Below are 23,265 nucleotides of genomic sequence, written 5' to 3'. Positions count from 1 at the left end.
CGACGGCCAAGGGGCGGGTCCGCATGTCGGCGGCGCAGCGTCGCGAGCAGCTGATCGCCATCGGGCGGCAGCTGTTCGCGGAGCGCGGGTTCGACGCGACCTCGATCGAGGAGGTCGCGGCCCGGGCCAAGGTCTCCAAGCCGGTGGTCTACGAGCACTTCGGTGGCAAGGAGGGCCTGTACGCGGTCGTCGTGGACCGGGAGGTGCGCTCGCTGCTGGACCGCATCGCCGCCGCGCTGACCGCCGGCCATCCTCGTGAGCTCCTGGAACAGGCCGCCCTGGCGCTGCTGGACTACATCGAGGAAGAGACCAACGGTTTCCGGGTGCTCGTCCGGGAGTCGCCGGTGATGTCGGCCTCGGGCAACTTCTCCTCGGTCCTCAACGACGTCGCGCACCAGGTCGAGCACATCCTCGGCGCCGAGTTCAAGACGCGGGGCTACGACCCGAAGCTGGCCGAGCTGTACTCGCAGGCGCTCGTCGGCATGGTGTCGCTGGTGGGCCGCTGGTGGCTCGAGGTGCGCAAGCCGCGCAAGGAGACGGTAGCCGCCCACATGGTCAACCTGGCCTGGAACGGGCTGGCCCAGTTGGAGCAGAAGCCCGGTCTGCTGACCCGCCGGGGCAAGTAGCCCCGGCGGTCGGCCTCACACCGCGTGGCTGGCCGTCTTCTTCCCCGGATGCTGCCCGCCCGGTACGCGGATGGCCTCCTCCTGGCGGGCCTGCTCGGCCGGGCCGGTGCGGTTGTAGAGGCCGATCGTGAGCAGCGCGGTGCCGATCAGGCTGGACACCACACAGGTCGCGACCGAGAAGTTCAGCTTGTTCAAGTCGGACCGGATGATGATCAGCCCGAAGACGCCGACGAACATGAACAGGCCGCCGGCCCCCAGGTCGACGAAGTGGTCGATGTTGCGCCCGTAGAGGTTGGCGAGCACCACGATCGCTCCCATGACGATGGAGAGGATCGAGAAGGCCATGTTCGTCTTGAGCCCGAGCACGACCGTGTCGCCGCGTGAGAAGAACGGCTCGTCGGCGGTCTGGATCGCCCCGATGATCCCGAAGATCAGCAGGTAGAGCCCGATGAGGACGGCCAGCGCCCGGTAGAGCGGCCGCAGCCGATGGTTGACCGGTATGTGCGACATGATCGGATTCTCCCATCCGCGCGACCGCTCCACCCCGCGAATCAGGCCATTCCCGTTAGAGCGCGCGCTGCCACTCCATACCACCCCAGGCCGGGCGGAAACCCATCGCTTCGTTGATGGAGATCATGTAGCCGTTGCTGGCCGCGTTCCAGGTCGTGATCCGGGCGACCGACGGATCCTCCTGACGGGCCCGGCGCAGGTTCTCGACCTTCGCGATGGTGCCGAGCCGGTGGCCCCGGTGGTCCGGGTCGACGAGGGTGATGAACTGCAGCGCCTGCCCGTTGTCCAGATCGGGGTCGAGGCAGATCGTCGTCCAGGCCACGAGTTTGCCCGACGCCTCGTGGACGAGGCCCGTGTGGACCGTCTTGCGGCCGCGGATGACGAGCGAGGCCTCGCGTTCCCGAACCCGGTCGGCGGTGACCTTCTCCGGCTCGATCTCGAGATCGCCGGTCGGCGCGTCGGAGAACAACCGCCCGTCGAGGTACGCCACATCGTCGATCAGGTCGTCGGGGGGCGTACCGAGCCATTGGGCGACGCGGTAGCCGTCGGCCCGCTCCCACGCCTCGGCCAGCATCCGGTCGAGGACGGCCTCGTCGACCTCGGCGATCTCCAGCTGACGGGCGATCTCGGGCAGCGCCGGCGCGAAGCCCAGCGACCGGGCGAAGGCCGCGGGCGCGGCCGGAGCGGGCGGACAGCCCTCGACGTCGTACAACGTGGCGCAGTGCAGCTTCGTCCGCCCGAGGTCACGAACCCGGTCGGCGGCGTACGCGAACAGGTCCCGGCCGAAGCCGCGCCGGCGGAACTCCGGCGCGACGATGACGTCGACGTTGGCCAGGTCGGTGTTCTCGTGCAACGGAGCCTCGATCCGGACCATCCCGACAGCGGTGCCGTCCAGCCGGGCCAGATACCGCTCGGCGAGCTGGCCGGGGAACGGATCGGTGACGAAGCAGTCGAACGTGCGACGGGAGAAGACCGGCCCGCGGGGGTTGTCCACCCCCATGGCCGCGCGATACACGGCGTACGCGTCGTCGTGGTCGGCCAAGGTGGCGAGGGCGATGTCGAGACTCATCCGCCCAGCATGTCGGACGGGTGCGACGACCGCAGCCGAGTTTCGGCCCCTCATACGCGCTGGATCAGGGTTTCAGGTCGAATCTTGCGCGAAGGTTCGACCGGAAACCCTGATCCAGCGTCGGAGGACGGATCCGTCAGTGGGCGGCGGTGGTGGCCCGGCCCGACTTCAGGTAGAGGCCGGCCGCCATCAGCAGCGAGCCGATGACGTACGCCACGATCACATTGGACATCCGGTAGTTCAGGAAGTTGGCGTCCGTCCGCATGATCAGCAGGCCGGCCGTGCCGACCGCCATCAGGGCCGCTCCGAAGAGGAAGCTGACCACGTGGTCGACGTTGCGGCCGACGAGCAGCGCCAGCAGGAGGACGACGCCGCTGCCGGCCATCAGCAGGGCGTGCCCCGGGTTCATGCCCAGCAGGCCGAGCACCTTGCCGTCGCCGGCGGCGAAGTAGTCGTCGGACGAGGTGCCGAAGAAGCCGATCACTCCGATCGCGACGGTCACCAGCGCCGAGACGGCGGCGATGGTCCGGTAGAGCGGGCGCAGCGGGTGATTGACCGGCGCGTGCTTGAACATCTCGCACTCCCGAGTGAGGGTTCCCGGATGAGGGTGGGGTCGCGCGGACCGGGGGCTCGGCCGGGAACGTAGACAACGCCGAGCAGGGTACAACGCCGCGATTCAGCCCTCGGAGACGGTCTCCGCGAGGGTGAGCCACTCCTCCTCCAGCGCTTCGCGTTCGGCGATCAGCGCCCGCAGGTCGGCGTCGAGACCGGCCACCTTCTCGTAGTCGGTGGCGTTGTCGGCGAGCTGCTTGTGCAGCTTCGCCTCACGCTCGCCGAGCTTGCTCAGCGCCCGCTCCACGCGTACCAGCTCCTTCTTCGCGGCGCGCAGGTCCCCCGCCGAGGAACCGGGCCGCTCCGCCCGGACCGCCGCGGCCACCGCGGGCGGCGCGAGGCCCGGAGACCGGGCGAGATACTCGTCGATCCCACCCGGCAGGTGGGTGATCCGGCCGTCGCCGAGCAGCGCGTACGCCGTCTCCGTGACCCGCTCGACCAGGTAGCGGTCGTGGCTGGCCACGATGAGCGTGCCGGGCCAGCCGTCGAGGAGGTCTTCCAGCGCCGCCAGCGTGTCCGTGTCCAGGTCGTTGGTGGGCTCGTCGAGGATGAGCACGTTGGGCTCGGCCGCCAGCAACCGCAGCAGTTGCAGCCGCCGCCGCTCCCCACCGGACAGGTCCTTGACGTATGTCCACACTCGACGATCGGTGAACCCGAACACCTCGGCGAGCTGCGTGGCCGTCAGTTCCTTGTCGCCGACCTGCACCCGCTTGGCGACCTCCTCGACCGCCTCCAGCAGCCGCAGGTCCCCGGGCAGCTCGGCCAGCTCCTGGGACAGGTACGCGATCTTCACCGTCTGCCCGGTGAGCACCTGGCCGGACTCGGGCTGGAGCTGCCCGGTCAACGCCCGGAGCAGGGTCGTCTTGCCTGCGCCGTTCGGGCCGAGCAGGGCGATCCGGTCACCGGGGCCGACCCGCCAGGTGACGTCGTCGAGGATCTTCTTGGGGCCGGCGTAGAGGGTGACGTTCTCAAGATCGAACACCTGCTTGCCGAGGCGGGCGGTGGCCATCCGGGCCAGCGATACCGAGTCGCGTACCGGCGGCACGTCGGCGATCAGGGCGTTCGCAGCCTCGATCCGGAACCGCGGTTTGCTCGTCCGGGCCGGCGCGCCCCGGCGTAGCCAGGCGATCTCCTTGCGCAGCAGGTTCTGCCGGCGCTCCTCCGACACCTGCTCCCGGCGGGCCCGCTCGGCCCGGGCGAGGGTCCAGGCCGCGAAGCCGCCGTCGTACGCGCGCACGGCCTGGTCGGCGACCTCCCAGATGCGGGTGCAGACGGCGTCGAGGAACCAGCGGTCGTGCGTCACGACGACGAGCGCGGACTTCAGCTTGGTGGTGATCCAGTCGGCCAGCCAGCCGATGCCGGTGATGTCGAGGTGGTTCGTCGGCTCGTCCAGGATCAGCACGTCGCAGTGCCGGATGAGCAGCGCGGCGAGGGCGATCCGGCGGCGCTCGCCACCCGACTTCGGGCCGATCGGGTCATCGAGCCCGATGCCCGGCATGCCCAACCCGTCCAACACCGTACGCACACCGGCGTCGCCGGCCCACTCGTGCTCGGCGGCGAACCCCTCGTCGAGCCAGGCGGTCCCCAGGACGACGTCGCGTACGGTGATCTCGCCCGGCAGGTCGAGCCGCTGGGGCAGGGTGGCCACCCGCAGATCACGGCGATGCGCGACCCGGCCGGTGTCCGGCTCCTCTGTCTTCGCGAGCAGTTTGAGCAGCGTGCTCTTGCCCGCGCCGTTGAGCCCGACGACGCCGATCCGGTCGGATTCGTCCAGCCCCAGCGACACGTCGGTCAGCAGCTGCCCGGCGGTGCCGTAGCCCTTGCCGACCCGGTCGAGATTGATGATGTTCGCCATGATCCTGCTCTACTTCGTGTGATCATTGCGTCAGCCACGCTGTTTCGCGCGGCGAAATGCCCCACTCACCAGCATGGCCGGCGCAATGATCACGCTGTCAGACGGCGCGGGCGCCCACCACCGGGCCCTGCGCCACGCGTACGGCCCGGCACACGCCGGCCTTCTCCAGCCCAGCCGCCACCGCACCGGCGTGATCCGCACTGGCGGCCAGGAAGACACAAGTGGGGCCGGAGCCCGAAACGAGGCCGGCGAGCGCACCCACCTCGGTGCCCGCCCGCAGCACCTCACCCAACGCCGGGCGCAACGAGATCGCGGCCGCCTGGAGGTCGTTGCCGAGCGCGGTGGCCAGCACGGCCGGGTCCCGCTGACGCAACGCCGCCATCAGATCGTCGGTGTCCCCCAACGGCTCTGGAGCCTCGCCGCTCAGCCGCAGCCGGTCCAGCTCCCGATAGACGTCCGGAGTGGACAGACCGCCTTCGGCCAGCCCGAGCACCCAGTGCCAGGTATGCGCCCGCGCCAGCACGGGGCTCACCGCCTCACCCCGGCCGGTGCCGAGCGCGGTGCCGCCGTGGATCAGGAACGGCACGTCGGAGCCGAGCGACGCGGCGAGCCGGGCCAGTTCGTCCCGCGGTACGCCGGTCCCCCACAGCGCGTCGCAGGCGACCAGCGTCGCGGCGGCGTCGGCCGAGCCACCGGCCAGCCCGCCCGCCAGCGGGATCTGCTTGCGCAGATGCAGCCGCGCGTGCGCGTTGACCTTGGCGAACTCGGCGAGCGCGTGGGCCGCCCGGATGATCAGGTTGCTGTCGTCCAGGGCGAGCGAACCGGCCCCCTCACCCTCCATGGTGAGCGTGAGCGTGTCGCCCCGGCGGGCGGTCACCTCGTCGTGAAGGGAGATCGCGTGGTAGACCGTGCGCAGCTCGTGGAACCCGTCACGGCGCAGCGGGCCGACGCCCAGATGCAAGTTGATCTTCGCCGGAACGCGCACCTTCACGGTGCTGGGCAACGGCCGGTCCTGCTCGTCCTCGTCCGGCCACCACGCTTCGGTCACCGGGCAACCCTACCGTCTGGCACCGCCCGCGGCGGCTCGCTCGCTACGGCTCGGCGGGCGGCCGCGATGGCGGCGAATTCCGTGACGGTCAACGATTCCCCTCGCGCCTGCGGGTCCACGCCCGCCGCTCGCAGGATCTCCTCGGCGACCGCCGAGCCACCGGCCCACCCGGCGAGCGCCGCCCGTAACGTCTTCCGCCGCTGGGCGAACGCCGCGTCCACGACGGTGAAGACATCCTCCCGGGGGACGTCGGCGGGCGGCTCGGCGCGCAACGTGAACGCCACCAGCCCGGAATCGACGTTCGGCACCGGCCAGAACACCGCCGGCGGCACCTTTCCGGCCAGCCGCGACTCGGCGTACCAGGCGAGTTTGACCGACGGAATGCCGTAGACCTTGGACCCCGGCCCGGCGGTCAACCGGTCGGCGACCTCCAACTGCACCATCACCAGCCCGTGCCGCAGGCTCGGTAACGTCGCAAGCAGGTGCAGCACCACCGGCACGGCGACGTTGTACGGCAGATTGGCCACCAGCGCGGTGGGGGCCGAGGCGAAGTCCCCGACCGTGGTCTTCAGCGCATCACCGGCCAGAACCGTCAACCGGTCCTTCGCCTCCGGCGCCTGCTCGGCGACGGTCTCCGGCAGGGCGGCGGCAAGCACGGGATCCAGCTCCACCGCGTACACCTGGGCAGCGGTCTCCAGCAGCCCCAGCGTCAGCGAACCGAGCCCCGGGCCGACCTCCAAGACGACGTCGTCCTCGGTCAACCCGGCCGCCGCCACGATGCGCCGGACCGTGTTGGGGTCGTGAACGAAGTTCTGCCCCAGCTTCTTCGTCGGGCGTACGCCCAGCTTGGCGGCGAGGGCGCGGATCTGCGCCGGCCCCAGCAGTCCGGTCATAGTCGATCAGCCTACGGCCTCACCAGGGCGTCTTCACCAGGGGCCGAACACGCGCTCCCCGGTGGCCGAGATGGCCTGGCAGACCTCCTCGACGGGCAGCCCCTTCGCCTCGGCGAGCGCCCGGACCGTCAGCGGAATCAGGTAGGAGGCGTTCGGCGCCCCACGGTGGGGCATCGGCGTCAAGTACGGCGCGTCGGTCTCGACGAGGATCTGCGACGGCGGCGTCAGCGCGGCCGCCTCCCGCAACTGCGGGGCGTTCTTGAAGGTCACCGTGCCCGCGAAGGACAGCACATACCCCCGGCGTACGCACTCCCGGGCGAAGAAGACGTCACCGGAGAAGCAGTGCAGGACCACGGTGTCGGGGGCGCCCGCCTCGTCGAGCACCCGCAGGACGTCGGCATGCGCGTCACGGTCGTGGATGACCAGTGCCTTCCCGGTGCGCTTGGCGATCTCGATGTGCCCCCGGAAGCTGTGCTCCTGCGCCTTCAGGCCCTCCTCGCCGGTGCGGAAGAAGTCCAGCCCCGTCTCCCCGATGCCGCGTACGCGTGGCTGCCCGGCGAGCGAGTCGATCACGGCGAGCGCCCCGTCGAGATCGGCCAGCCGGGGGGCCTCGTTCGGATGCAAGGCGACCGTGGCGAGCACCGCAGGTTCGGCCGCGGCCAGATCGGCGCTCCACTGCGACGAGGCGACGTCCACCCCGACCTGGACCAGCCGGTCCACCCCCACCGCCCGGGCCGCCGCGACCTGATCGGCGACCGACCAACCCGAACCGTTCGACCCCACGATGTCCAAATGGACGTGGCTGTCCAGCACCGGCGACGGCAGCGGCGCCGGTGCCTCCGGGGCGGGACGTTCACGTCGGTCGGCGGCACGGCGGCTGCGGTCGGTCACCCGGCGATCCTATCCGCGCTCGTTCTCCGCGCTCCTCGCGCTCGTTCTCGCGCTCGTTCTCGCGCTCGCCGTCGCGCGCGTTCTCGCGCTCATGGTGATCATTGCGTCAGCCATGCTGTTTCAAGGGACATTTCGCCGCGCGAAACAGCATGGGTGACGCAATGATCATGCAGCGCGGGAGCGCGGGAGCGCGGCGTCAGATCTGGTAGCGGACGTCGACGTCCTGCACGTCGGTGAGTTCGGCGACCGGTGCCCACACTTCGTAGACGCCCCGCTCCTGACACTGCGCCCCGGTGGCGGCCACGCTCACCGCGTCGGGGTCGCAGATCCGCAGTCGCGCCCAGTCGCCTTCGGCTCCGACGCCGGTGCAGAGGACGCCTCGCCAGCGGGCGTACCGGGTGCGGCGGGCGAGCGAGTCGACCGGGAAGCGAGCAGCCCGGGACATCGCCAGGACGCGGAACGTCTCGGGCGGGTCGGCGACCGCGTCGTGGTCGGCCTCCTGGAATCGGCCGACGAGGCGGCTGAACGGCCGCTCGCTGTGCAGCGCGTGATATTCCTGCTCGGGCGCGACTCCGGGCAGCCCGTAGAGCAGCGGCCGCCACTGCGGGCCGGCCAGGCGCAGCCAGCCTCGCTGCTCCGGCTGGTAGGTGTAGAGGATCGCCTCCGACCCGTCCGGCGTGTACGCGACCAGCGAGGCGTTCGCGGTGAGCGGCAGGTCGGCGAAGTGGGTCGTGTGGAATTCCGGGATCAGCTCGGTGCTGCTCGGGGCGAACCCCGTCCCCAGCACAGGCGGGCCGACCCGTTCGTGGGCCGGAATGGCGCTCAGGCCGCCGCCGGCTTTCGGGTACGCGTAATCGAGCGGGTCGACGGCACGCCACCGGAGCACGAAGGCGACCGGGGCGGTCGGGTCGGCCCCGAGCACCGACCAGTCCCCCGGCGTACGCAGCGACGAGGTGTCGTAGCCGCGGTAGCAGAAGCCGGACACGACCGCACCCCTCAGCACTCCGGCTACGGCGCGGGCGGGCAACGGCTTGACCATCCGGGTTCCTCGCCGGACGGCGGCGGAGGCACGGACGGTGGCGATCAGCTCGGCGTCGGCGCCGCGCGCATGCTGCTGGCTGAGCCGCTGGATCCTTTCCCAGCTCACCTCCCGGGTCAGCGGGACGAGCATCGGCCCGTCCAGCTCACTCGTGGAGATCACAGAGTGATCGACAATCGTCACAATCAGCGACCGTAGCCGCCGAAGGTGAACGGCGAATGACCCGCCGATGGCGCTGGATCAGGGATATCGGCCGAATCTTGGGCCAAGATTCGACCCAGATCCCTGATCCAGCGCTAAAAGCAGCGGCCGCAGCGACAAGGGAAGGTCAGCCGGCGAGCCGGGCCAGTTCTTCCTCGACGATGGAGGGGTCCAGCTTCTTGAACACGGGGGTCGGCGGCTTGAGCGGCGTACCGGGCTCGATCTGGACGGTCTCCCAGCTCGCCCCGCCGGTGTAGTCCCCGGTCAGGATCGGGTACGCCGGCCCGCCGTCCAGGTCGTCGACCTCGACGATCTGCGGCATGGGGGCGTGGACTCCCGTTCCGCCGAGCAGTTCGTGGATCTGCTGGGCGGCGTGCGGCAGGAATGGCGTCAGCAGCGTGTTGCAGTCGCGGATGACCTGCAGCGCGACGTGTAGGACGGTGCCGAGCCGTTCGCGCTCCTCCTCGCCCTTCAGTTTCCAGGGCGCCTGGTCGGAGAAGTAGCGGTTGGCTTCGGCGACGACCTTCATCGCCTCGGTGATGGCCTGCTTCTGCCGGTGGTGCTCGATGAGGTTGCCGACCGTCGGGAAGGCGTCTCGGGCCAGTGCCAGCAGCTGCTCGTCCTCGACGGTCAGCGGGCCGGCCGCCGGGATCTCGCCGAAGTTCTTCGCGGCCATCGAGATCGTCCGGTTCACCAGGTTGCCCCAGCTCGCCACGAGCTCGTCGTTGTTGCGCCGGAGGAACTCCGACCAGGTGAAGTCGGTGTCGGTGGTCTCCGGCCCGGCGACCGCGATGAAGTACCGCAGCGCGTCGGCGTCGTAGCGAGACAGGAAGTCGCGGACGTAGATGACGACCCGGCGCGACGAGGAGAACTTGCGGCCTTCCATGGTCAGGTACTCGCTGGACACGACCTCGGTCGGCAGCGCCAGCTCGCCGTACTCGCCGGGCTTGCCGCCCTTGGTCCCCTGCCCGTTGTACGCCAGCAGCTCACCGGGCCAGATCTGCGAGTGGAAGGTGATGTTGTCCTTGCCCATGAAGTAGTAGGACCGCGGCCGTTCCGCCTTCGACCACCACTGCTTCCAGGCGTCCGGGGTGTCGCCGAAGCGGCGCGCCCACTCGACCGAGGCCGAGAAGTAGCCGATGACGGCGTCGAACCACACGTACAGCCGCTTCGCGGGGTTGTCCTCCCAGCCGGGCAGCGGCACCGGGATGCCCCAGTCGATGTCGCGTGTCATCGCCCGCGGCCGGATGTCGTCGAGCAGGTTGAGGGAGAACTTGAGGACGTTCGGGCGCCAGCCCTCTCGCGTACGCAGCCATTCGCCGAGCGCGGGAGCGAGCGCGGGCAGGTCCAGGAAGAAGTGCTGAGTCTCGATGAACTGCGGCACCTCGCCGTTGATCCGGGAGTGCGGGTTGATCAGGTCTTCGGGGTCCAGCTGGTTCCCGCAGTTGTCGCACTGGTCCCCACGTGCGCTTTCGTATCCGCAGATCGGGCAGGTGCCTTCGATGTAGCGGTCGGGCAGCGTCCGCCCGGTCGACGGGGAGATCGCCCCGTGCGTGGTCTGCTCGAGCATGTAGCCGTTGTCGTTGACCGTCTTGAACAGCTCCTGCGCGACCTTGTAGTGGTTGCGCGTGGTGGTCCGGGTGAACAGGTCGTAGGACAGGCCCAGAGCGGCGAGGTCTTCGACGATCACCCGGTTGTACCGGTCGGCCAGCTCGCGCGCGGTCACGCCCTCCTTCTCCGCCTCCACCAGGATCGGCGTGCCGTGCTCGTCGGTGCCGCTGATCATGAGCACGTCGTGGCCGGCCATCCGCATGTAGCGGCTGAAGACGTCGGAGGGCACCCCGAATCCGGAAACGTGGCCGATATGGCGCGGGCCGTTGGCGTAAGGCCAGGCGACCGCGGCGAGAACGTGACTCATAGCCATAGAGCCTAGTAAGGGGAGTCGGACGCCAGCTAACTGGATATCACTGTGCGCGACACGCGGGGGAATGTCCAGCTAGAGGTGGTTTTCCCGGGAAGATGATGTAGTGACCGGATCAACGGAGTTCGACGGCGGCGCCGGTTCGCCGCCCGCGCGCCCGGAGGGCGAGTCGAGTCCCTGGGCCTCGCACTGGTCCCGCCCCGAGTCCGACACCGAGTCCGCCCTGTTCGAGCCGGCCGAGTCGCCGGCCGTCGAGGTGCCGGCCCAGTCGGTGGTCACCGTCCCCGCCCCGGCTCCGCTCCGCGCCGTGCCGGTCGAGGCCGAAGCCTGGCCCACGCGCGAGATGATGGCCGGCCGCACGGTCCGCGGTCACCGTCCGTCCGCGTCCCGTCCGGCCAAGCCAGAGCAAGGGGTACGCACAGCGTCCGCCGTCGGCCTGGCGGGCCTGGTCCTCTTCGCGCTCCTGGCCGCGTTCTTCGCCTGGGTCACCGCCGAACCGTTGTGGCTGGCGGTGGGTCACGGGCACGACGGGAAGGCCAGCGCCATCCAGTGCGTCGGCGGCGGGGTGAGTCAGCGCTGCGTCGGCGACTTCACGGCCGACTCCGGGCTGGTGGTCGAACGGGTGGCGCTGCTCGGGGTCGACCAGTCGACCCTGCCCCAAGGCGGGCAGTCCCAGCTCCTCGCCCGCATGGTCGGCTCGCACAGCGACCAGGCGTACGTGGGGGACGCGTTGCGTGGCCTGCATCTGCGCTGGGTCGTGAGCTTCAGCCTGGCCATGCTGTGCGGACTCGGGATCGCCCTGAGCACCGGCGCGATCCGGTTCAGCGACCGCAAGGCCCGGCGGGCGGCCGTGGCGACCAGCCTCGCCGCCCCGCTGCTGCTGATCATCGGCTTCCTCGCCGCCGCTTACTAGCGCGTAACCGCGGCGGCGTACACCTCTCGTTTGGGGATCTCGTAGGCGGCGGCCACCGCCTCGATCGCGTCCCGGCGGGTCAGCCCGCCCGCGACCTGCTCGGCCACCAGCTCACGGAGTTCGTCGTCGCTCGGCCGGGGCGCCCGCTGCGGCGAAGCCCCCGCGACGACGAGCGTGATCTCCCCCTTGAACTGCGCTGCCGCTTGACTCAACTCGCCCAGCGGCGCTCGGCGTACCTCTTCATATGTCTTGGTGAGTTCCCGGCAGAGAGCAGCCGCGCGGTCCGGACCGAACGCGGACGCCAGGTCGCGCAGCGCGGCCTCGATGCGATGCGTGGACTCGAAGAAGACGAGCGTGCGGGGCTCGGCCGCGAGTTCCGCGAGCCGAGCGCGCCGCGCGGACCCGGTACGCGGCAGGAAACCCTCGAAGCAGAACCGGTCGACGGGCAGCCCGGACAGGGCGAGGGCGGTGGTGACCGCGCTCGGGCCGGGCGCGCACGTCACCGGTACGCCCACCGCCAACGCCGCCGTGACCAGCCGGTAGCCGGGGTCGCTGACGCTGGGCATGCCGCCGTCGGTGATCAGCGCGACAGTCGTCCCCGTACGCAGCAGGTCGACCAGTTCGGGGGTCCGCTTCTCCTCGTTGCCCTCGAAGTACGAGATCAGTTTTCCGGGCATCTCGATCGAAAGGTCGCGCGCGAGCCGCACCAGCCGCCGGGTGTCCTCGGCCGCGACGACCTCCGCGGTGGCGAGCGTCTCACGCAGACGTGTCGATGCGTCGGCCGGATTTCCGAGCGGCGCGCCGCAGAGGATCAGCATGCTGACAGTATGGGCGAGCTGCTCACCGTCTACCGGAGTGGGCTTGCCCGGGACGCCGATGGCTGAGCCACCGCTGTGCGAGTTTTCAGCGCTACTATGCGCCCATGACGATTGCCCCCGAAGCGACCGCCAGCGCACCGCAGCCGGCGGCGCCGGACGCCGCCCCGGCCGTCTCCGACATCCGGCAGCGCCTGCTGCCGATCGATGTCAAGGCCGACCCGTGGGCCTGGCTCGCCATGGGCGTCGTCACCCTGATCGCCGGCATCCTGCGCTTCGTCGGGCTGGACGCGCCCAAGGGCAAGATCTTCGACGAGGTCTACTACGCCACCGACGCGCACAACATCTGGCGCCTGGGCTACGAGTGGGACGAGAAGGCGAACACCGCCGGATATGTGGTGCACCCGCCGTTCGGCAAGTGGCTCATCGGCATCGGCGAGCAGCTGTTCGGCTACAACGAGTTCGGCTGGCGCTTCTCCGCCGCCCTGTTCGGCACGGCCAGCGTCCTGATGCTGATGTTCGTCGCGCGGCGGCTGTTCGGTTCGATCGTCCTCGCCTGCGCGGCCGGTCTGCTGATGTCGTTCGACGGGATGCACTTCGTGCTCTCGCGGGCCGCCCTGCTCGACATGTTCCTCATGTTCTTCGTGCTCGCCGCGTTCACCTGCCTCGTCCTCGACCGGCAGCAGCGCCGGCGGCGCTGGGTGGAGTTCGTCGAAGCGGGCGGGGACCCGGCCGGGCGCGGCCGGGGCAGCCGCCCCTCGTTCGCCGTGCCGTGGTGGCGCATCGCCGCGTTCGTCATGTGGACGCTCGGGTTCAGCGTCAAGTGGAGCGCGCTCGCGTTCCTCCCGATCATGGTCCTGCTCGTCTACTGGTGGGAGATCGGCGCGCGGCGCGTCGCCGGCGTACGCCACCCGATCATGGACACCCTGCTGGATGAGACCGGCTGGTTCCTGCTCATCGCCGTCCTCGGTTTCGGCCTCTACCTGACGACGTGGAGCGGCTGGCTGCTCACCGACGGCGGCTACAACCGGCACTGGCTGCGCGACACCGGCGGCACCGAACTCCCCGTCCTGGGCGCTCTGCAGAACCTGTGGCATTACCACCAACAGGCGTACGACTTCCACACCCACCTCGACGACCCGCACACCTACCAGTCGTGGCCGTGGCAGTGGCTGCTCCTGGCCCGCCCGGTGGCGTTCTACTGGTCGAGCAACGACCCGTGCGGCAGCGGCAACTGCGCCGCCGAAGTCGTCCTCAACGGCACCCCGGCACTGTGGTGGGCCTTCCTGCCCGCCCTGGCGGCGCTCGTCTGGCTGGCGATCTCCCGCCGCGACTGGCGGGCCGGCGCGATCCTCGGCTTCATCGCGATGGGCTGGCTGCCCTGGTTCTACTACGAGCTCGACAACCGCACGATGTTCTTCTTCTACGCGCTGCCGATCGAGCCGTTCCTCATCCTCGCCGTGGTCTACGTCCTCGGCGCGATCATGGGGCCGGGCAAGGACGGGCTACCCGACGAACGAAGGCGCATGACCGGCGCGGTGATCGCCGGGGCGTTCGTGCTGCTGGTCGCGCTGAACTTCGCGTACTTCTACCCGATCTTCACCGGGCAGTCGATCCCCTACGAGTCCTGGCTCCACCGCATGTGGCTAGGCAACCGCTGGATCTAACCCCCGCCGCCGCCCCTGCCCGCCGCCGCTGGCACCGGGTTGGTGATGCGGGCCGGCACCGGAGGCGACGATCGCGTTATCCGGGATGATGCGGCCTTGCAGACGTGCGAGACCGCGTTATCCCGGATCTTGTCGTGCGATCGGCCCGGGTTGTCGGCCCTGGTCCCTAGCGTCTTCTCCATGAGCGCATACACCCTTCCGGCGCAGGCCCTCGTGCGCGAGGTGACCGGCCCTGATCGCACCGGCCAGATCTCCGCCTCGCCCTCAGACGACGGGCGCTGGGACTTCAGCTTGGTCATCTGTGACGCCGACGGGCAGGTCATGACCGACCTCTCCGGGGTGATCGCGCCCGCCGACGTGTCCCTCGTGTTGAGCGTCCTGCCGTTGGAGGTCGCCACCATGGGCGCGTGGGGCGGCGTACCCGTGGTGGCGGATCCGATGGCGGAGCGGCGGCGCAAACACCCGAACCTCTATACGAAGTGGACGGAGGCGGAGGAGTCCGCGCTCGTCGAGCGGTTCGAGGCCGGCGAGGCGTACGCCGACATCGCGAAGACGCTCGGCCGGACGGTCGGTGGCGTCAAAGCCCGCCTCGTACGCCTCGGCCACCTCACCGCGGCAGATGCGGGCTGGCCGATGGGGAGTCTGCGGGCGGCAGCCGCCGACTGAGCCGCCGCTCCGGGTGGCAGGATGGTCGGATGCCTTCGCTGACCATCCGCCCCGGGACCCTCGACGACGTCTCCACGGTGCTGCGCTTCATGGACGTGGCGACCGAGTGGCTGGTCTCCATCGGGCGTACCGATCAGTGGGGTGCGGAGGCGCACTCGACGAACCCGAAACGGATCGCCCAGATCGAGGGCTTCGCCCGGAGCGGCGGGCTCTGGATCGCCGAGGCGGACGGCCAGCCGGTCGGTGCTCTCTCGGTCGGCGAATCTCTGCCGTACGCACCACCAGCCGAGGAGCCCGAACTCTACGTCCAGCTACTCATCTCCGACCGGACCGTCCGGGGCAGCGGGGTTGGCGCGGCACTGCTCGACCACGCCGCCGAGCTGGCGCGGCAGCGCGACGTGGGGCTGCTGCGCCTGGACTGCTTCGCCGGAGGTGAGGGCGCGCTGGTCCGCTACTACGAAGGACAGGGCTTCACCCGGGCGCAGACGTTCTCGGTGGCGCAGGGCGACCGCGACTGGCCCGGGCAGATCCTGACCCGACGCCTCTGACTCGACGTCGACGCCCCCCGAGTCGCCGCTGAACGCCGTAAAGGCGCTCAGCCGGATCCGCACACGTGGGTGACGTCGCGCAGCTCCTGGGCGCAGTCACCGCACTCCCAGTGACGGCAGTAGACCCCGCAGTCCAGGCACATCGACCAGGCGGGACGCATCGTTCCGTGCCCGGCGGGGCACGCCTGCACCCGACCTCGCTGGCGAGGCGGATGACCGTACGGGAGCCAGATCTTCGTGCGTCCCACGGACGGAGACTATCGAACGGATGTTCGCCAGAGTCAAGGTGCGACACGCCTGCATCGAACGACTGAATCGCCTGATGACATTGGGTTTGAGCACCGTCACGGTGCGCCGCCAACTACCTAAGCCTTGACTTATATAAGCTGGTCCTGAAATAGTCGGGAGGTGCACGCGTTCGACGTTCTCGGCGACCCCGTACGCCGCCGGATCCTGGAGCTGCTGACGGAGGGCGAACAGGCCGCCGGCACGGTGAGCGCGACCGTCCAGGCGGAGTTCGGCATCTCCCAGCCCGCCGTCTCACAACACCTCAAAGTGTTGCGGGACAACGGGTTCACCACCGTACGCGCCGAGGGCGCCCGGCGCCTCTACGCGCTCGACCCGGGAGCGTTGGAGGAGGTCGACGAGTGGCTCAGCCGATTCCGGGCGTTCTGGAACCAGCGGCTGGACGCGTTGGCCACCGAACTCGTCCGTGGCCAACGCGAACGCCGCCAGCAAGAGACCAACCAGCAAGAACAGGAGTCAGCCAATGATGGACATAATGGCGGAACTCGCCGCCGTGCAGCGTGAGACCGGACGCCGTTCACTGCCGAACGGTGAAGCCCGGACCGTCCGGCTGCGCCGGGCGTACAACGCGAAAATCGACGACGTCTGGGACGCGCTGACCCGAGCCGATCGGATCACCCGGTGGTTCCTGCCGGTGAGCGGCGATCTGCGCCTCGGCGGCCGGTACCAGTTCGAGGGCAATGCGGGGGGCGAGGTGCTGGAGTGCGAGCCGCCCGAGCGGCTGCGGGTGAGCTGGTTCTTCGGCGAGCCCGCCGCGGGCGACGTCTCCGAGGTCGAGGTACGCCTGACCGAGGACGGCGACCGGACCGTGCTGGATCTGGAGCATGTGGCGACGGTCGACGCGGAACGGTGGGCGACCTACGGGCCGGGCGCCGTCGGGGTCGGCTGGGAGTTGGGCCTGCTCGGTTTGAGCTGGCATTTGACCGGCGTCGAGGCGTCGTTCGAGGAGCGGATGGCTTGGGGCGCCTCGGCGGAGGGCCGCGAACTCGCCACGGGCAGCAGCGAAGGCTGGGGCCGGGCGCTCCTCGCGTCGGGCGCCACGCCGGAGGAGGCGGCCACGGCCACGCGCAACACGACGGAGTTCTACGTTCCCCCGGAGAACGCCGAATAGAAAGCTATCGTCGCGGTATGTTCCGCGATCCGTTCCCCATCTTCCTGACCGACGACATGGCGGCGATCACGGCGTTCTACCGCGACCTCCTCGGCTTTTCCGAGGCGTACCGGTTTCCCTCGTCTCCATTGGACGATCCCGAGTTCGTGGTGCTGAGCCTCGGCCCGGCCCAGTTCGGCTTCGGCCGGGCCGGCTCAGTCCCGCTGCACGGCCGCATGCGCAGTCTCGAGACCGGCAACCGCGTCGAGGTCTGCGTCTATGCGGACAACGTCGATCTCGCGGTCGATTTCCTGCGGGAGGCCGGCGCGCCGGTCCTCGCCGAGCCGGCCGACCAGCCGTGGGGCGAGCGCGCGGCGTATGTGGCGGATCCGGACGGCAACCCCGTCCTCATCGTGGCCCGCCGGTGAGCCCAACGGTGGTCTCGACGGCGCGGCGGGGCCGGAAACTCCATGATCAACGCGTCGACGCCGTTGGTACAGTTGCCGGACCATGGCCGACCGCAACCGCCTGCTCGCCCTGAGCCACCAGCTCGCCGACATCCACGACCGCCTCCGGGACCAGCTCGCCGACCTCGACGACCTCCCGACCCACTGTCTCGCCTTCTGCGAAGCCCTCACCCGTCACCACACGGCTGAGGAGACCGGTGCCTTCCCGCAGCTCGAGGAAGAATCCCCTGAACTCGGCCCGGTCCTGGACGAACTGCGCCGCGATCACGAGCTGATCGTCGAATCGCTGCGCAAACTCGCGGCCGGCCCGACCGCGCTCGAACGCGCCACGCTCGCCGCGCTGCTCGAAACCCACTTCACCTACGAGGAACGCAAGCTCGCGGCGGCACTCGGCCGGCTCGACCCCCGCCTCGGGCCCACGCTGCTGGGAACGTGATGCCTACTCCCGAGTTCATCGTCGCGCTTCGCGAGAAGATCGGCCACGACCCGCTCTGGCTGCCGGGGGTCACGGCCGTGGTGCTCAATGCCGATCGGCAAATCCTGCTGGTACGCCGAAAGGACAACGGTCGCTGGACACTCGTGACCGGGTGCCTCGATCCCGGCGAGCAACCCGCGATCGGGGCGCTTCGTGAAGTCCGGGAGGAGACCGGCGTCACCGCCGTCGCCGTTCGGGTGCTGCGCATCCAGTCGCTCGCACCGTCGGCCTATCCGAACGGCGATCAGGTGCAGTTCATGGACGTCGCATTCCTGTGCCACGCGGTCGAGGGCGAAGCCGCCGTCAACGATGACGAGTCCAGCGAAGTGGGCTGGTTCTCCGCCGAGGATCTGCCGCCGCTCACCCAGCGGGAACTGGCCTGCATCGCCGACGCGTACGCCGACCGCGCCGAAGCCTGGTTCGCCTCGTAACCTCGCTAGTTCTGGGCGACCGGAGATGCGTAGCTCTGGGGCGAACCCTGGAGACCCCGAAGATCGGCGGCGTTCCGCTCGGCCCCCTCCACCGCGTGCGAGCCAAGCTCTTGCACCGACAGCCGGCCGAGGCCGTCGACCTGAAGAACGGGTGCGAAGAACGGCCTGCCGCCGCGCAGGAAGAGCTTCTCCGAGCTGATCGACCGAACAGCCGTCCAGGTCAAGGTCTTGTCCGCTGCGGCGAATCGACGAACCAGCAGCCCACTCTGATCGATCACCACGCCCAGCCGGAGGGCCCGCCAGACGCCGAGACCGCCGCAGATCGTCAGCACGCAGCCCAGGGCGACGCCCAGCCAATTGCGGTCGGCCACCACGTGCCCGTTCGCCAGGTAGGAAAGACCCGCGAGCGCGAAGACGTCGGAAAGGATCATGAACAGGGCGATCCGGATACGCGGGCGCGCCACAACGCGAGTCATGGCGACACGGTAGCGGTCGACCAGCCGTTGTCGTAGGCGGCCCAGTCGTCGGTGGTGGCGGCGAAATCCACGTACGCGGCCACGCCGAACTCGCGGGTGAGCGGCTGGTCGCCCATCGCCAAACGGATCCCCCGTAGAGCGGCGGCCACCGTCTCGGCGCCGCGATGATGGAACGGATGCTCGTCGTGGTACGCCGGAATGCCGATGAACAACGTGACCTCCGCCGGCACCGCCCGAAGCGCCGCCTCGGTCACTCGCCGGACATATCCCCCGTACGCCGCCTCCGAAGGCAGTGCGGTGTCGTAGGCCATCAAGGCCACCTGGTCCACCTCATGAGCCACCTTTGCGAGGTAGTCGGCGGACCAGAGAGCAAGCGACGTTGGCAGCGCGGTCACCGCGGCGGCCATGCCCGGCCACGGCTCGGTGTGGATCGCCGAGACCGAGAGCACCGCACCTCGTCGCCGGGTGAGCTCGTGCGCCTGACCGAGCACGGTCAACAGGTCGGCGTCGCCGTCCACGACCGGCTCGAAGTCGTAGTGGACTCCATCGAAGCCGTCGTCGAGCACCTGCGTCGCCGAGCCCAGCAGGTTCGCTTGCGTACTCGCCGATTGGAGGTCCAGCTCGCCCGGCACTGGATGTGCACCCAGCCACGCCTGGACGCGTACGCCCGGCAGCGCCCGATGGACGGTCTCGACGAACCACCGCCCCTGCGGCCGCAGGCCGGGATCCAGCGTTCCGTCATCGTTGAACGGCCCCGTGTGCACGAAGAGATCCCGAATCCCCGTCGTACGCACCTGCGCCACGAGTGCGTCCACATCAGACTGGGTCTTCCGCCCGTCGACCCAGGCATGCCCCAGCCACTCGGCGTCGTGGCCGGTGCCACGGGCTGACGCGCTGGGCGTACCGGCGTACTCGGCGGACAGCGCCACCAAGGCGGCGGCGACCACGAGAGCAACGACTCCCAGCAGCGCCAGCAAAACCCTTGCCGTACGCCGCACCCAGCGCTTCACCCCGTCGCTCACCATCCCGGCGATCATGCCAGCCCACCTTCCTTCGGTGGGCAGCTTGACCGCCGAGTTTCACCGCCGAGAAAGACGGAACCGCGGTCGCCGCCCGACCACGTCGGCCTTGATGACTCGCAGCAGGGTGACGATCTCCTCCGGTACGGCGTAGACCGCATCCTCATCGAGGTAGTACGACCTGACTCGCTCATCGATCACGAACACCCGCGCCAGCGCCTCCCGCGCCTCACCGCCGCGGCGATTGTGCTGAGCGATCGCCGCGAGGGCCAACTCCCGGTACGCTCCAGCCCGACAGCGTCATCGATGCCCTCGGGCAGCACGATTTGTGGTGCCATGCGGCTGTTCACCTCCACCAACGCCACGGCGGCGATCGCGGCGTCAACGGTGTCCTCAGCCGCCGTACGGCGCCTCGTCCGCACGTTCATCCAGTAGGTGAGCGCTGCACCGAGAAGAACCGACGCGATCGTCGTCAGCGCACTCATGGCGGTCGAATCCATGCCCGATGGTCGCCGTCGCTGTCAAACCGGTCTTGGACTGCGGCCTTCCCTGTGGCCACAGTCCACCGCCGCGATACGCCGACCGGTCCGCCTGGTGGCTGTCAGCGGTCGCGATCGCAGCTCTGGCGAGCGTCTACTGGTTTCCCGCGCTGAACCGCAAGCGCGTCGAGGTGGTCTCGGACAAGCGCATCACCTTCGATCCGGCCTGCGACCACGGTGTTGCATGCCAGACCGAGACCTGTTATGAGATCTCATTCGTGACCCGGGGCGGCGAACGGCACGTCGCTGGCGTGGACAAGATTCGGTACGGCCCGATCCAGATCCGGGATCGTTACCCGCGTCGGCTACCGTCTGAGCGCTTGCCGACCCCGCTCGTCGAGGTGGCCGGAAACACAAAATCGCCGGCGCTCAGCGGCGGGTTAGCCAAGGGCCGCGCGGTCCTGATCGAGGCGACGCGCCCGTATTCGACGACGTCGCCAGACCGTGATCGGAGTCAGTACAGCCCCGACGACGAGCGCAATGATTGCGGCCTTGAGCAGGGACGTGCTCGGAGACAAGAAGACGAAGACGAAGAACAACATGGGCACGATGAGCGCCGCGTCCGCCACGAGATGCCGGCTAGACCACCTACGCGCACGATCGGGCCATTGTGTATTCCAAAGGAAAAGCCCGCCGTAGAACAGTGCCGCAAGGAGGCCCATGAGCCATCCTCGCCGCGAGCCGGCTGCGTAACTGACCACAGCCACGATCACCGCGAAGAGCGCCACCCGCAGAAATCTCGGAAGGTTCTCGATCGACCGTGACGCGCGAAGAGGCACCGAATCGATGGCGTTGGTATCACGAGGCATGGCCCGGAGTGTCTCAGCGCTCAAGTCGGACGGCAAGCCCGCTCGGTCCTGCCACCACGGCAGGATAGTCGCGGGTTCAACGGTGGTACTGGTGGAGACGAGGGGATTTAAACCCCTGACCCCTCGATGCGAACTCGCGGCGGCAAGATCGCTGGAGGTCTCGGCCGTGCTCATGCGGGGTTCTGGGGTCGTCCTCGGCCGTGTCGGGTTGCTGGCGTTGCTGTACTTCTCTGCTGTACTGCAACGTCATGGAGGTCTACGTCGGTGGTGGGGCCAACGCGCGAGGTAGGCGAGTCCATCCACACCGGGCAGACGACGATGACCGAAACTGACATACTGCTCGCGAGGCATCACAACGTTCGTTAGGTGAAAGTAGGAATCGCATTGTCCAAGACCCTTGAAAGCGGCATGCTGCCCGTAACAAAGCTCTTCTCCCAGGACTACTTCTTCCGCGTTCCCGAATACCAGCGCCCCTTTCTCTGGGATGCTGACGACTTCACCGACTTGATCGATGACCTCATGGGGACCGATCAAGACGAACCTTATTTTCTCGGAACCCTTGTACTTCACCGGCGTGCGATCTCGCAGTACGACATCGTTGACGGGCAACAACGCCTTACGGCTCTCTGCATTCTTCTCGCGTGCCTCCGCGATGCTCCGGCTATTAACGACCAGGTTGTATTTCGGAACGAGATTCACGAGAAGGTAATCCAGCCCGAACGTCAGCTCGACGGAATCCCAGCAAGAAACAGGCTGGAGGTCCGAGACCAAGCCGTTTTCAACAGCCTGATAGGGACGATGGATGGCGCAGCTAAGCCGCTCTCCGATCTAAAAGATGACCCCAGCGAACGACGTTACGAACTTGCACGAGCGATCTTCTGGGAAAAGATCTCAAAGATGACATCTGAACAGGTCAAGGCGTTCGCTGCATTCGTAACTCAAAAGTGCAGTCTAATCTACTTAGCAACGGACTCCTTTGACGACGCATTCCGTCTCTTTACGGTAGTAAATGATCGAGGCAAACAGCTTCGTCGTATAGATGTGCTGAAGGCTCATAACCTAGATCCCAATGCGGTCCCGAACGACGGCGCTCGAATCAAGTACGCTTCGCGTTGGGAGAGCATGGAGGCCCAGCTTGGCGAAGGCCCATTTGAGGAGGTTTTCCATCTCCTGCGACTCATTTATGTTAAGGACAAGCCCCAGGCAGACCTGTACTCAGAGTTCCTCAACAGAATCTATGCCAAGAAGGAGCTGCCTGAGCCGGGAAGCAACTTCCTAGACGAGTTAACGACCTACGTCGACCTCTACGATTCCTTGTTCATTGCACGCGACTACCTCGACGCCGAAGACGGAACGCCCGATGCTCGGTACCACACACTCATGGAGGCAATGGTCACCTACTTCACAGCCTCGGAGTGGAAGGCGTGCATCCTCTCGTTTGCTAAACGGTTTGACAAGAGCGACCTTTATGCCTTCGCCCTAAGGTTGGAGAAGGTGTATCTAGACTTGTGGGTCCGCGGTGTAAGAAAAGACGAACGATATGGTATCTATACGAAAATATTGCGCAACATACAGGATTCTCAGAGCCCGGCGGACGCAATCGATGCCATGACACCTAACCTGAAGGCGATAGAGGACGCGTGTAGGATCAGCGGATTCTACGGCGCAGGCTATGCAAAGTACCTCTTGGTGAGGGCCGAGATCGTCTCTAGTGAATTAGACCACCCTCGACACTTTTACGTTCGTTCCGTCGAACACGTCCTTCCGCAGAATCCAGGTCAAAGCAGTGCCTGGATGGACACGTTCACCGACGAGGAGCGAAAGCAACTTGTCAACACGGCTGGAAACCTCGTTCTCCTCAGCAAGAGCAAGAATTCTTCTGCAAGCAACAAGAACTTCGGCGAAAAGAAGGATAAATATCTGAAGCCTAGGGTCTCGGACTTTCCTCGCAGCATGGAGGTTCTTGGATATAATGCATGGACCCCAGACGTAGTCAAGGAGCGCACCGAGCAGTTTGCCAAGACGGTCCTCTCTGATCCGTAGGGAGCTTCGGGCGCTCCTGGCGTCGTGCCGCAGCGACAACTTCTCGCGGTAACCGTGCCCATCCCGTTGCCATCGACCTGCGCTCCGTGGGCACGGGTTCTGCTGGGCCGGCAAGCTGGAGCGCCCAACCGGACGTACGAGCTTGCCGGTCCAAAGGCTCCATGTCGGCTTGCCCGGGTCGTCGGTGACGGAAGGCCATCCTGGAGCCGGAGATCTCCGCCGGAGGCGCCAGCTGGCCTTTGGACTCGCGGACATGGGAGCGAGCGCAGCGAGAGGTGTGGTGCGAGCCCGAGGCCCGCCGGAGGCGTGGCTTTACTGCTTGGGCGACTAGCGCTG

At 68.3% G+C, this 23,265-nt stretch carries 27 protein-coding genes; 12 read left to right on the top strand and 15 right to left on the bottom strand.

Annotation, left to right across the window (positions count from 1 at the left end):
* Positions 1-23: 23 nt before the first annotated feature.
* Positions 24-626, top strand: coding sequence for a TetR/AcrR family transcriptional regulator (locus tag AB0H43_RS31420; RefSeq protein ID WP_360005335.1), 603 nt, complete (start codon positions 24-26; stop codon positions 624-626).
* Positions 627-641: 15 nt separating this feature from the next.
* On the opposite strand, the gene AB0H43_RS31415 is transcribed toward AB0H43_RS31420, so the two are convergent.
* From AB0H43_RS31415 to metG, 9 genes are all read right to left on the bottom strand, one after another.
* Positions 642-1,136, bottom strand: a complete 495-nt coding sequence (locus AB0H43_RS31415) for a DUF4383 domain-containing protein (RefSeq protein ID WP_360005257.1) — start codon at positions 1,134-1,136, stop codon at positions 642-644.
* Between the two features lie 55 nt (positions 1,137-1,191).
* Complete coding sequence (locus AB0H43_RS31410) at positions 1,192-2,205, bottom strand: GNAT family N-acetyltransferase (RefSeq protein WP_360005255.1); 1,014 nt, start codon at positions 2,203-2,205, stop codon at positions 1,192-1,194.
* Positions 2,206-2,341: 136 nt separating this feature from the next.
* Entirely contained in the window at positions 2,342-2,779 is a 438-nt protein-coding gene (locus AB0H43_RS31405; protein WP_360005253.1) for a DUF4383 domain-containing protein, read from the bottom strand.
* A 102-nt stretch (positions 2,780-2,881) separates the two neighbouring features.
* The gene (locus AB0H43_RS31400) at positions 2,882-4,672 is read right to left on the bottom strand and encodes an ABC-F family ATP-binding cassette domain-containing protein (protein WP_360005251.1); all 1,791 of its coding nucleotides are present in this window, start codon (positions 4,670-4,672) and stop codon (positions 2,882-2,884) included.
* Between the two features lie 97 nt (positions 4,673-4,769).
* The gene (locus tag AB0H43_RS31395; RefSeq protein WP_360005249.1) at positions 4,770-5,720 is read right to left on the bottom strand and encodes a 4-(cytidine 5'-diphospho)-2-C-methyl-D-erythritol kinase; all 951 of its coding nucleotides are present in this window, start codon (positions 5,718-5,720) and stop codon (positions 4,770-4,772) included.
* On the bottom strand, positions 5,717-6,613 hold the full coding sequence (rsmA, locus tag AB0H43_RS31390; protein ID WP_360005247.1) for a 16S rRNA (adenine(1518)-N(6)/adenine(1519)-N(6))-dimethyltransferase RsmA: 897 nt from the start codon (positions 6,611-6,613) through the stop codon (positions 5,717-5,719). The genes AB0H43_RS31395 and rsmA overlap by 4 nt, the downstream gene beginning before the upstream one ends.
* Positions 6,614-6,646: 33 nt before the next feature.
* On the bottom strand, positions 6,647-7,504 hold the full coding sequence (locus AB0H43_RS31385; protein WP_360005246.1) for a TatD family hydrolase: 858 nt from the start codon (positions 7,502-7,504) through the stop codon (positions 6,647-6,649).
* Positions 7,505-7,700: 196 nt separating this feature from the next.
* Entirely contained in the window at positions 7,701-8,726 is a 1,026-nt protein-coding gene (locus AB0H43_RS31380) for a hypothetical protein (protein ID WP_360005244.1), read from the bottom strand.
* Positions 8,727-8,871: 145 nt separating this feature from the next.
* Complete coding sequence (gene metG / locus AB0H43_RS31375) at positions 8,872-10,662, bottom strand: methionine--tRNA ligase (RefSeq protein ID WP_360005242.1); 1,791 nt, start codon at positions 10,660-10,662, stop codon at positions 8,872-8,874.
* A 109-nt stretch (positions 10,663-10,771) separates the two neighbouring features.
* Here metG and AB0H43_RS31370 point away from each other — a divergent pair, with 109 nt between their 5' ends.
* A complete protein-coding gene (locus AB0H43_RS31370; protein ID WP_360005240.1) occupies positions 10,772-11,578 on the top strand; it encodes a hypothetical protein in 807 nt (268 codons plus the stop codon).
* Here the strand turns inward: AB0H43_RS31370 and rsmI are convergent.
* The gene (gene rsmI / locus AB0H43_RS31365) at positions 11,575-12,396 is read right to left on the bottom strand and encodes a 16S rRNA (cytidine(1402)-2'-O)-methyltransferase (protein WP_360005238.1); all 822 of its coding nucleotides are present in this window, start codon (positions 12,394-12,396) and stop codon (positions 11,575-11,577) included. The two genes, AB0H43_RS31370 and rsmI, sit on opposite strands and share 4 nt — an antisense overlap.
* A 104-nt stretch (positions 12,397-12,500) precedes the next feature.
* On the opposite strand from rsmI, the gene AB0H43_RS31360 reads away from it, so the two are divergent.
* The 3 genes from AB0H43_RS31360 to AB0H43_RS31350 all read left to right on the top strand — a co-directional run bounded on the left by AB0H43_RS31360 (position 12,501) and on the right by AB0H43_RS31350 (position 15,274).
* Positions 12,501-14,060 (top strand): phospholipid carrier-dependent glycosyltransferase, encoded by a 1,560-nt coding sequence (locus tag AB0H43_RS31360; protein ID WP_360005236.1) that lies wholly within the window; start codon positions 12,501-12,503, stop codon positions 14,058-14,060.
* Positions 14,061-14,240: 180 nt separating this feature from the next.
* Positions 14,241-14,726: a hypothetical protein gene (locus tag AB0H43_RS31355; RefSeq protein WP_360005234.1), complete on the top strand. Its 486-nt coding sequence runs from the start codon at positions 14,241-14,243 to the stop codon at positions 14,724-14,726.
* A gap of 29 nt (positions 14,727-14,755) precedes the next feature.
* The gene (locus tag AB0H43_RS31350; RefSeq protein WP_360005232.1) at positions 14,756-15,274 is read left to right on the top strand and encodes a GNAT family N-acetyltransferase; all 519 of its coding nucleotides are present in this window, start codon (positions 14,756-14,758) and stop codon (positions 15,272-15,274) included.
* Between the two features lie 47 nt (positions 15,275-15,321).
* Here AB0H43_RS31350 and AB0H43_RS31345 read toward each other — a convergent pair whose 3' ends face one another.
* A complete protein-coding gene (locus AB0H43_RS31345; RefSeq protein WP_360005230.1) occupies positions 15,322-15,522 on the bottom strand; it encodes a hypothetical protein in 201 nt (66 codons plus the stop codon).
* 160 nt (positions 15,523-15,682) lie between these two features.
* Here AB0H43_RS31345 and AB0H43_RS31340 point away from each other — a divergent pair, with 160 nt between their 5' ends.
* From AB0H43_RS31340 to AB0H43_RS31320, 5 genes are all read left to right on the top strand, one after another.
* Complete coding sequence (locus tag AB0H43_RS31340) at positions 15,683-16,084, top strand: metalloregulator ArsR/SmtB family transcription factor (protein ID WP_360005228.1); 402 nt, start codon at positions 15,683-15,685, stop codon at positions 16,082-16,084.
* Positions 16,056-16,691 carry an SRPBCC family protein gene (locus AB0H43_RS31335; RefSeq protein WP_360005226.1) on the top strand — a complete coding sequence of 212 codons (636 nt, stop codon included), beginning with the start codon at positions 16,056-16,058 and terminating at the stop codon, positions 16,689-16,691. Before AB0H43_RS31340 ends, AB0H43_RS31335 begins: the two co-directional genes overlap by 29 nt.
* A gap of 17 nt (positions 16,692-16,708) precedes the next feature.
* Positions 16,709-17,098: a VOC family protein gene (locus AB0H43_RS31330; RefSeq protein ID WP_360005224.1), complete on the top strand. Its 390-nt coding sequence runs from the start codon at positions 16,709-16,711 to the stop codon at positions 17,096-17,098.
* Between the two features lie 82 nt (positions 17,099-17,180).
* Positions 17,181-17,573, top strand: coding sequence for a hemerythrin domain-containing protein (locus AB0H43_RS31325; RefSeq protein ID WP_360005222.1), 393 nt, complete (start codon positions 17,181-17,183; stop codon positions 17,571-17,573).
* Positions 17,573-18,043, top strand: coding sequence for an NUDIX domain-containing protein (locus AB0H43_RS31320; protein ID WP_360005220.1), 471 nt, complete (start codon positions 17,573-17,575; stop codon positions 18,041-18,043). The genes AB0H43_RS31325 and AB0H43_RS31320 overlap by 1 nt, the downstream gene beginning before the upstream one ends.
* A 5-nt stretch (positions 18,044-18,048) precedes the next feature.
* Here the strand turns inward: AB0H43_RS31320 and AB0H43_RS31315 are convergent, their stop codons facing one another.
* From AB0H43_RS31315 to AB0H43_RS31300, 4 genes are read right to left on the bottom strand one after another with little or no spacing between them, the layout of a single operon-like run.
* On the bottom strand, positions 18,049-18,519 hold the full coding sequence (locus tag AB0H43_RS31315) for a hypothetical protein (protein WP_360005218.1): 471 nt from the start codon (positions 18,517-18,519) through the stop codon (positions 18,049-18,051).
* On the bottom strand, positions 18,516-19,556 hold the full coding sequence (locus tag AB0H43_RS31310) for a hypothetical protein (protein WP_360005216.1): 1,041 nt from the start codon (positions 19,554-19,556) through the stop codon (positions 18,516-18,518). The genes AB0H43_RS31315 and AB0H43_RS31310 overlap by 4 nt, the downstream gene beginning before the upstream one ends.
* Positions 19,557-19,598: 42 nt before the next feature.
* On the bottom strand, positions 19,599-19,745 hold the full coding sequence (locus AB0H43_RS31305) for a hypothetical protein (protein ID WP_360005214.1): 147 nt from the start codon (positions 19,743-19,745) through the stop codon (positions 19,599-19,601).
* On the bottom strand, positions 19,736-20,038 hold the full coding sequence (locus AB0H43_RS31300) for a hypothetical protein (RefSeq protein ID WP_360005212.1): 303 nt from the start codon (positions 20,036-20,038) through the stop codon (positions 19,736-19,738). Before AB0H43_RS31300 ends, AB0H43_RS31305 begins: the two co-directional genes overlap by 10 nt.
* Positions 20,039-20,043: 5 nt before the next feature.
* On the opposite strand from AB0H43_RS31300, the gene AB0H43_RS31295 reads away from it, so the two are divergent.
* Together AB0H43_RS31295 and AB0H43_RS31290 are read left to right on the top strand one after the other, a co-directional pair.
* Positions 20,044-20,841, top strand: a complete 798-nt coding sequence (locus tag AB0H43_RS31295) for a hypothetical protein (RefSeq protein WP_360005210.1) — start codon at positions 20,044-20,046, stop codon at positions 20,839-20,841.
* 411 nt (positions 20,842-21,252) lie between these two features.
* Entirely contained in the window at positions 21,253-22,929 is a 1,677-nt protein-coding gene (locus AB0H43_RS31290; RefSeq protein ID WP_360005208.1) for a DUF262 domain-containing HNH endonuclease family protein, read from the top strand.
* The last annotated feature ends 336 nt before the right edge of the window (positions 22,930-23,265 follow it).

It is taken from the genome of Hamadaea sp. NPDC050747 (assembly GCF_040654195.1).
Taxonomy (GTDB): domain Bacteria; phylum Actinomycetota; class Actinomycetes; order Mycobacteriales; family Micromonosporaceae; genus Hamadaea.
Note: the sequence above shows the minus strand (reverse complement) of the source record. Positions and strands in the feature narration are given on the sequence as shown.

Coding starts and splice junctions, on each gene's coding strand:
- AB0H43_RS31350 (WP_360005232.1), top strand. CDS start 14,756: ATGCCTTCGCTGACCATCCGCCCCGGGACCCTCGACGACGTCTCCACG.
- AB0H43_RS31330 (WP_360005224.1), top strand. CDS start 16,709: ATGTTCCGCGATCCGTTCCCCATCTTCCTGACCGACGACATGGCGGCG.
- AB0H43_RS31355 (WP_360005234.1), top strand. CDS start 14,241: ATGAGCGCATACACCCTTCCGGCGCAGGCCCTCGTGCGCGAGGTGACC.
- AB0H43_RS31320 (WP_360005220.1), top strand. CDS start 17,573: ATGCCTACTCCCGAGTTCATCGTCGCGCTTCGCGAGAAGATCGGCCAC.
- AB0H43_RS31335 (WP_360005226.1), top strand. CDS start 16,056: ATGGCGGAACTCGCCGCCGTGCAGCGTGAGACCGGACGCCGTTCACTG.
- AB0H43_RS31325 (WP_360005222.1), top strand. CDS start 17,181: ATGGCCGACCGCAACCGCCTGCTCGCCCTGAGCCACCAGCTCGCCGAC.
- AB0H43_RS31405 (WP_360005253.1), bottom strand. CDS start 2,779: ATGTTCAAGCACGCGCCGGTCAATCACCCGCTGCGCCCGCTCTACCGG.
- AB0H43_RS31295 (WP_360005210.1), top strand. CDS start 20,044: ATGGTCGCCGTCGCTGTCAAACCGGTCTTGGACTGCGGCCTTCCCTGT.
- AB0H43_RS31400 (WP_360005251.1), bottom strand. CDS start 4,672: ATGGCGAACATCATCAATCTCGACCGGGTCGGCAAGGGCTACGGCACC.
- metG (WP_360005242.1), bottom strand. CDS start 10,662: ATGAGTCACGTTCTCGCCGCGGTCGCCTGGCCTTACGCCAACGGCCCG.
- AB0H43_RS31310 (WP_360005216.1), bottom strand. CDS start 19,556: ATGATCGCCGGGATGGTGAGCGACGGGGTGAAGCGCTGGGTGCGGCGT.
- AB0H43_RS31420 (WP_360005335.1), top strand. CDS start 24: ATGTCGGCGGCGCAGCGTCGCGAGCAGCTGATCGCCATCGGGCGGCAG.
- AB0H43_RS31410 (WP_360005255.1), bottom strand. CDS start 2,205: ATGAGTCTCGACATCGCCCTCGCCACCTTGGCCGACCACGACGACGCG.
- AB0H43_RS31415 (WP_360005257.1), bottom strand. CDS start 1,136: ATGTCGCACATACCGGTCAACCATCGGCTGCGGCCGCTCTACCGGGCG.
- AB0H43_RS31300 (WP_360005212.1), bottom strand. CDS start 20,038: ATGGATTCGACCGCCATGAGTGCGCTGACGACGATCGCGTCGGTTCTT.
- rsmA (WP_360005247.1), bottom strand. CDS start 6,613: ATGACCGGACTGCTGGGGCCGGCGCAGATCCGCGCCCTCGCCGCCAAG.
- AB0H43_RS31360 (WP_360005236.1), top strand. CDS start 12,501: ATGACGATTGCCCCCGAAGCGACCGCCAGCGCACCGCAGCCGGCGGCG.
- AB0H43_RS31315 (WP_360005218.1), bottom strand. CDS start 18,519: ATGACTCGCGTTGTGGCGCGCCCGCGTATCCGGATCGCCCTGTTCATG.
- rsmI (WP_360005238.1), bottom strand. CDS start 12,396: ATGCTGATCCTCTGCGGCGCGCCGCTCGGAAATCCGGCCGACGCATCG.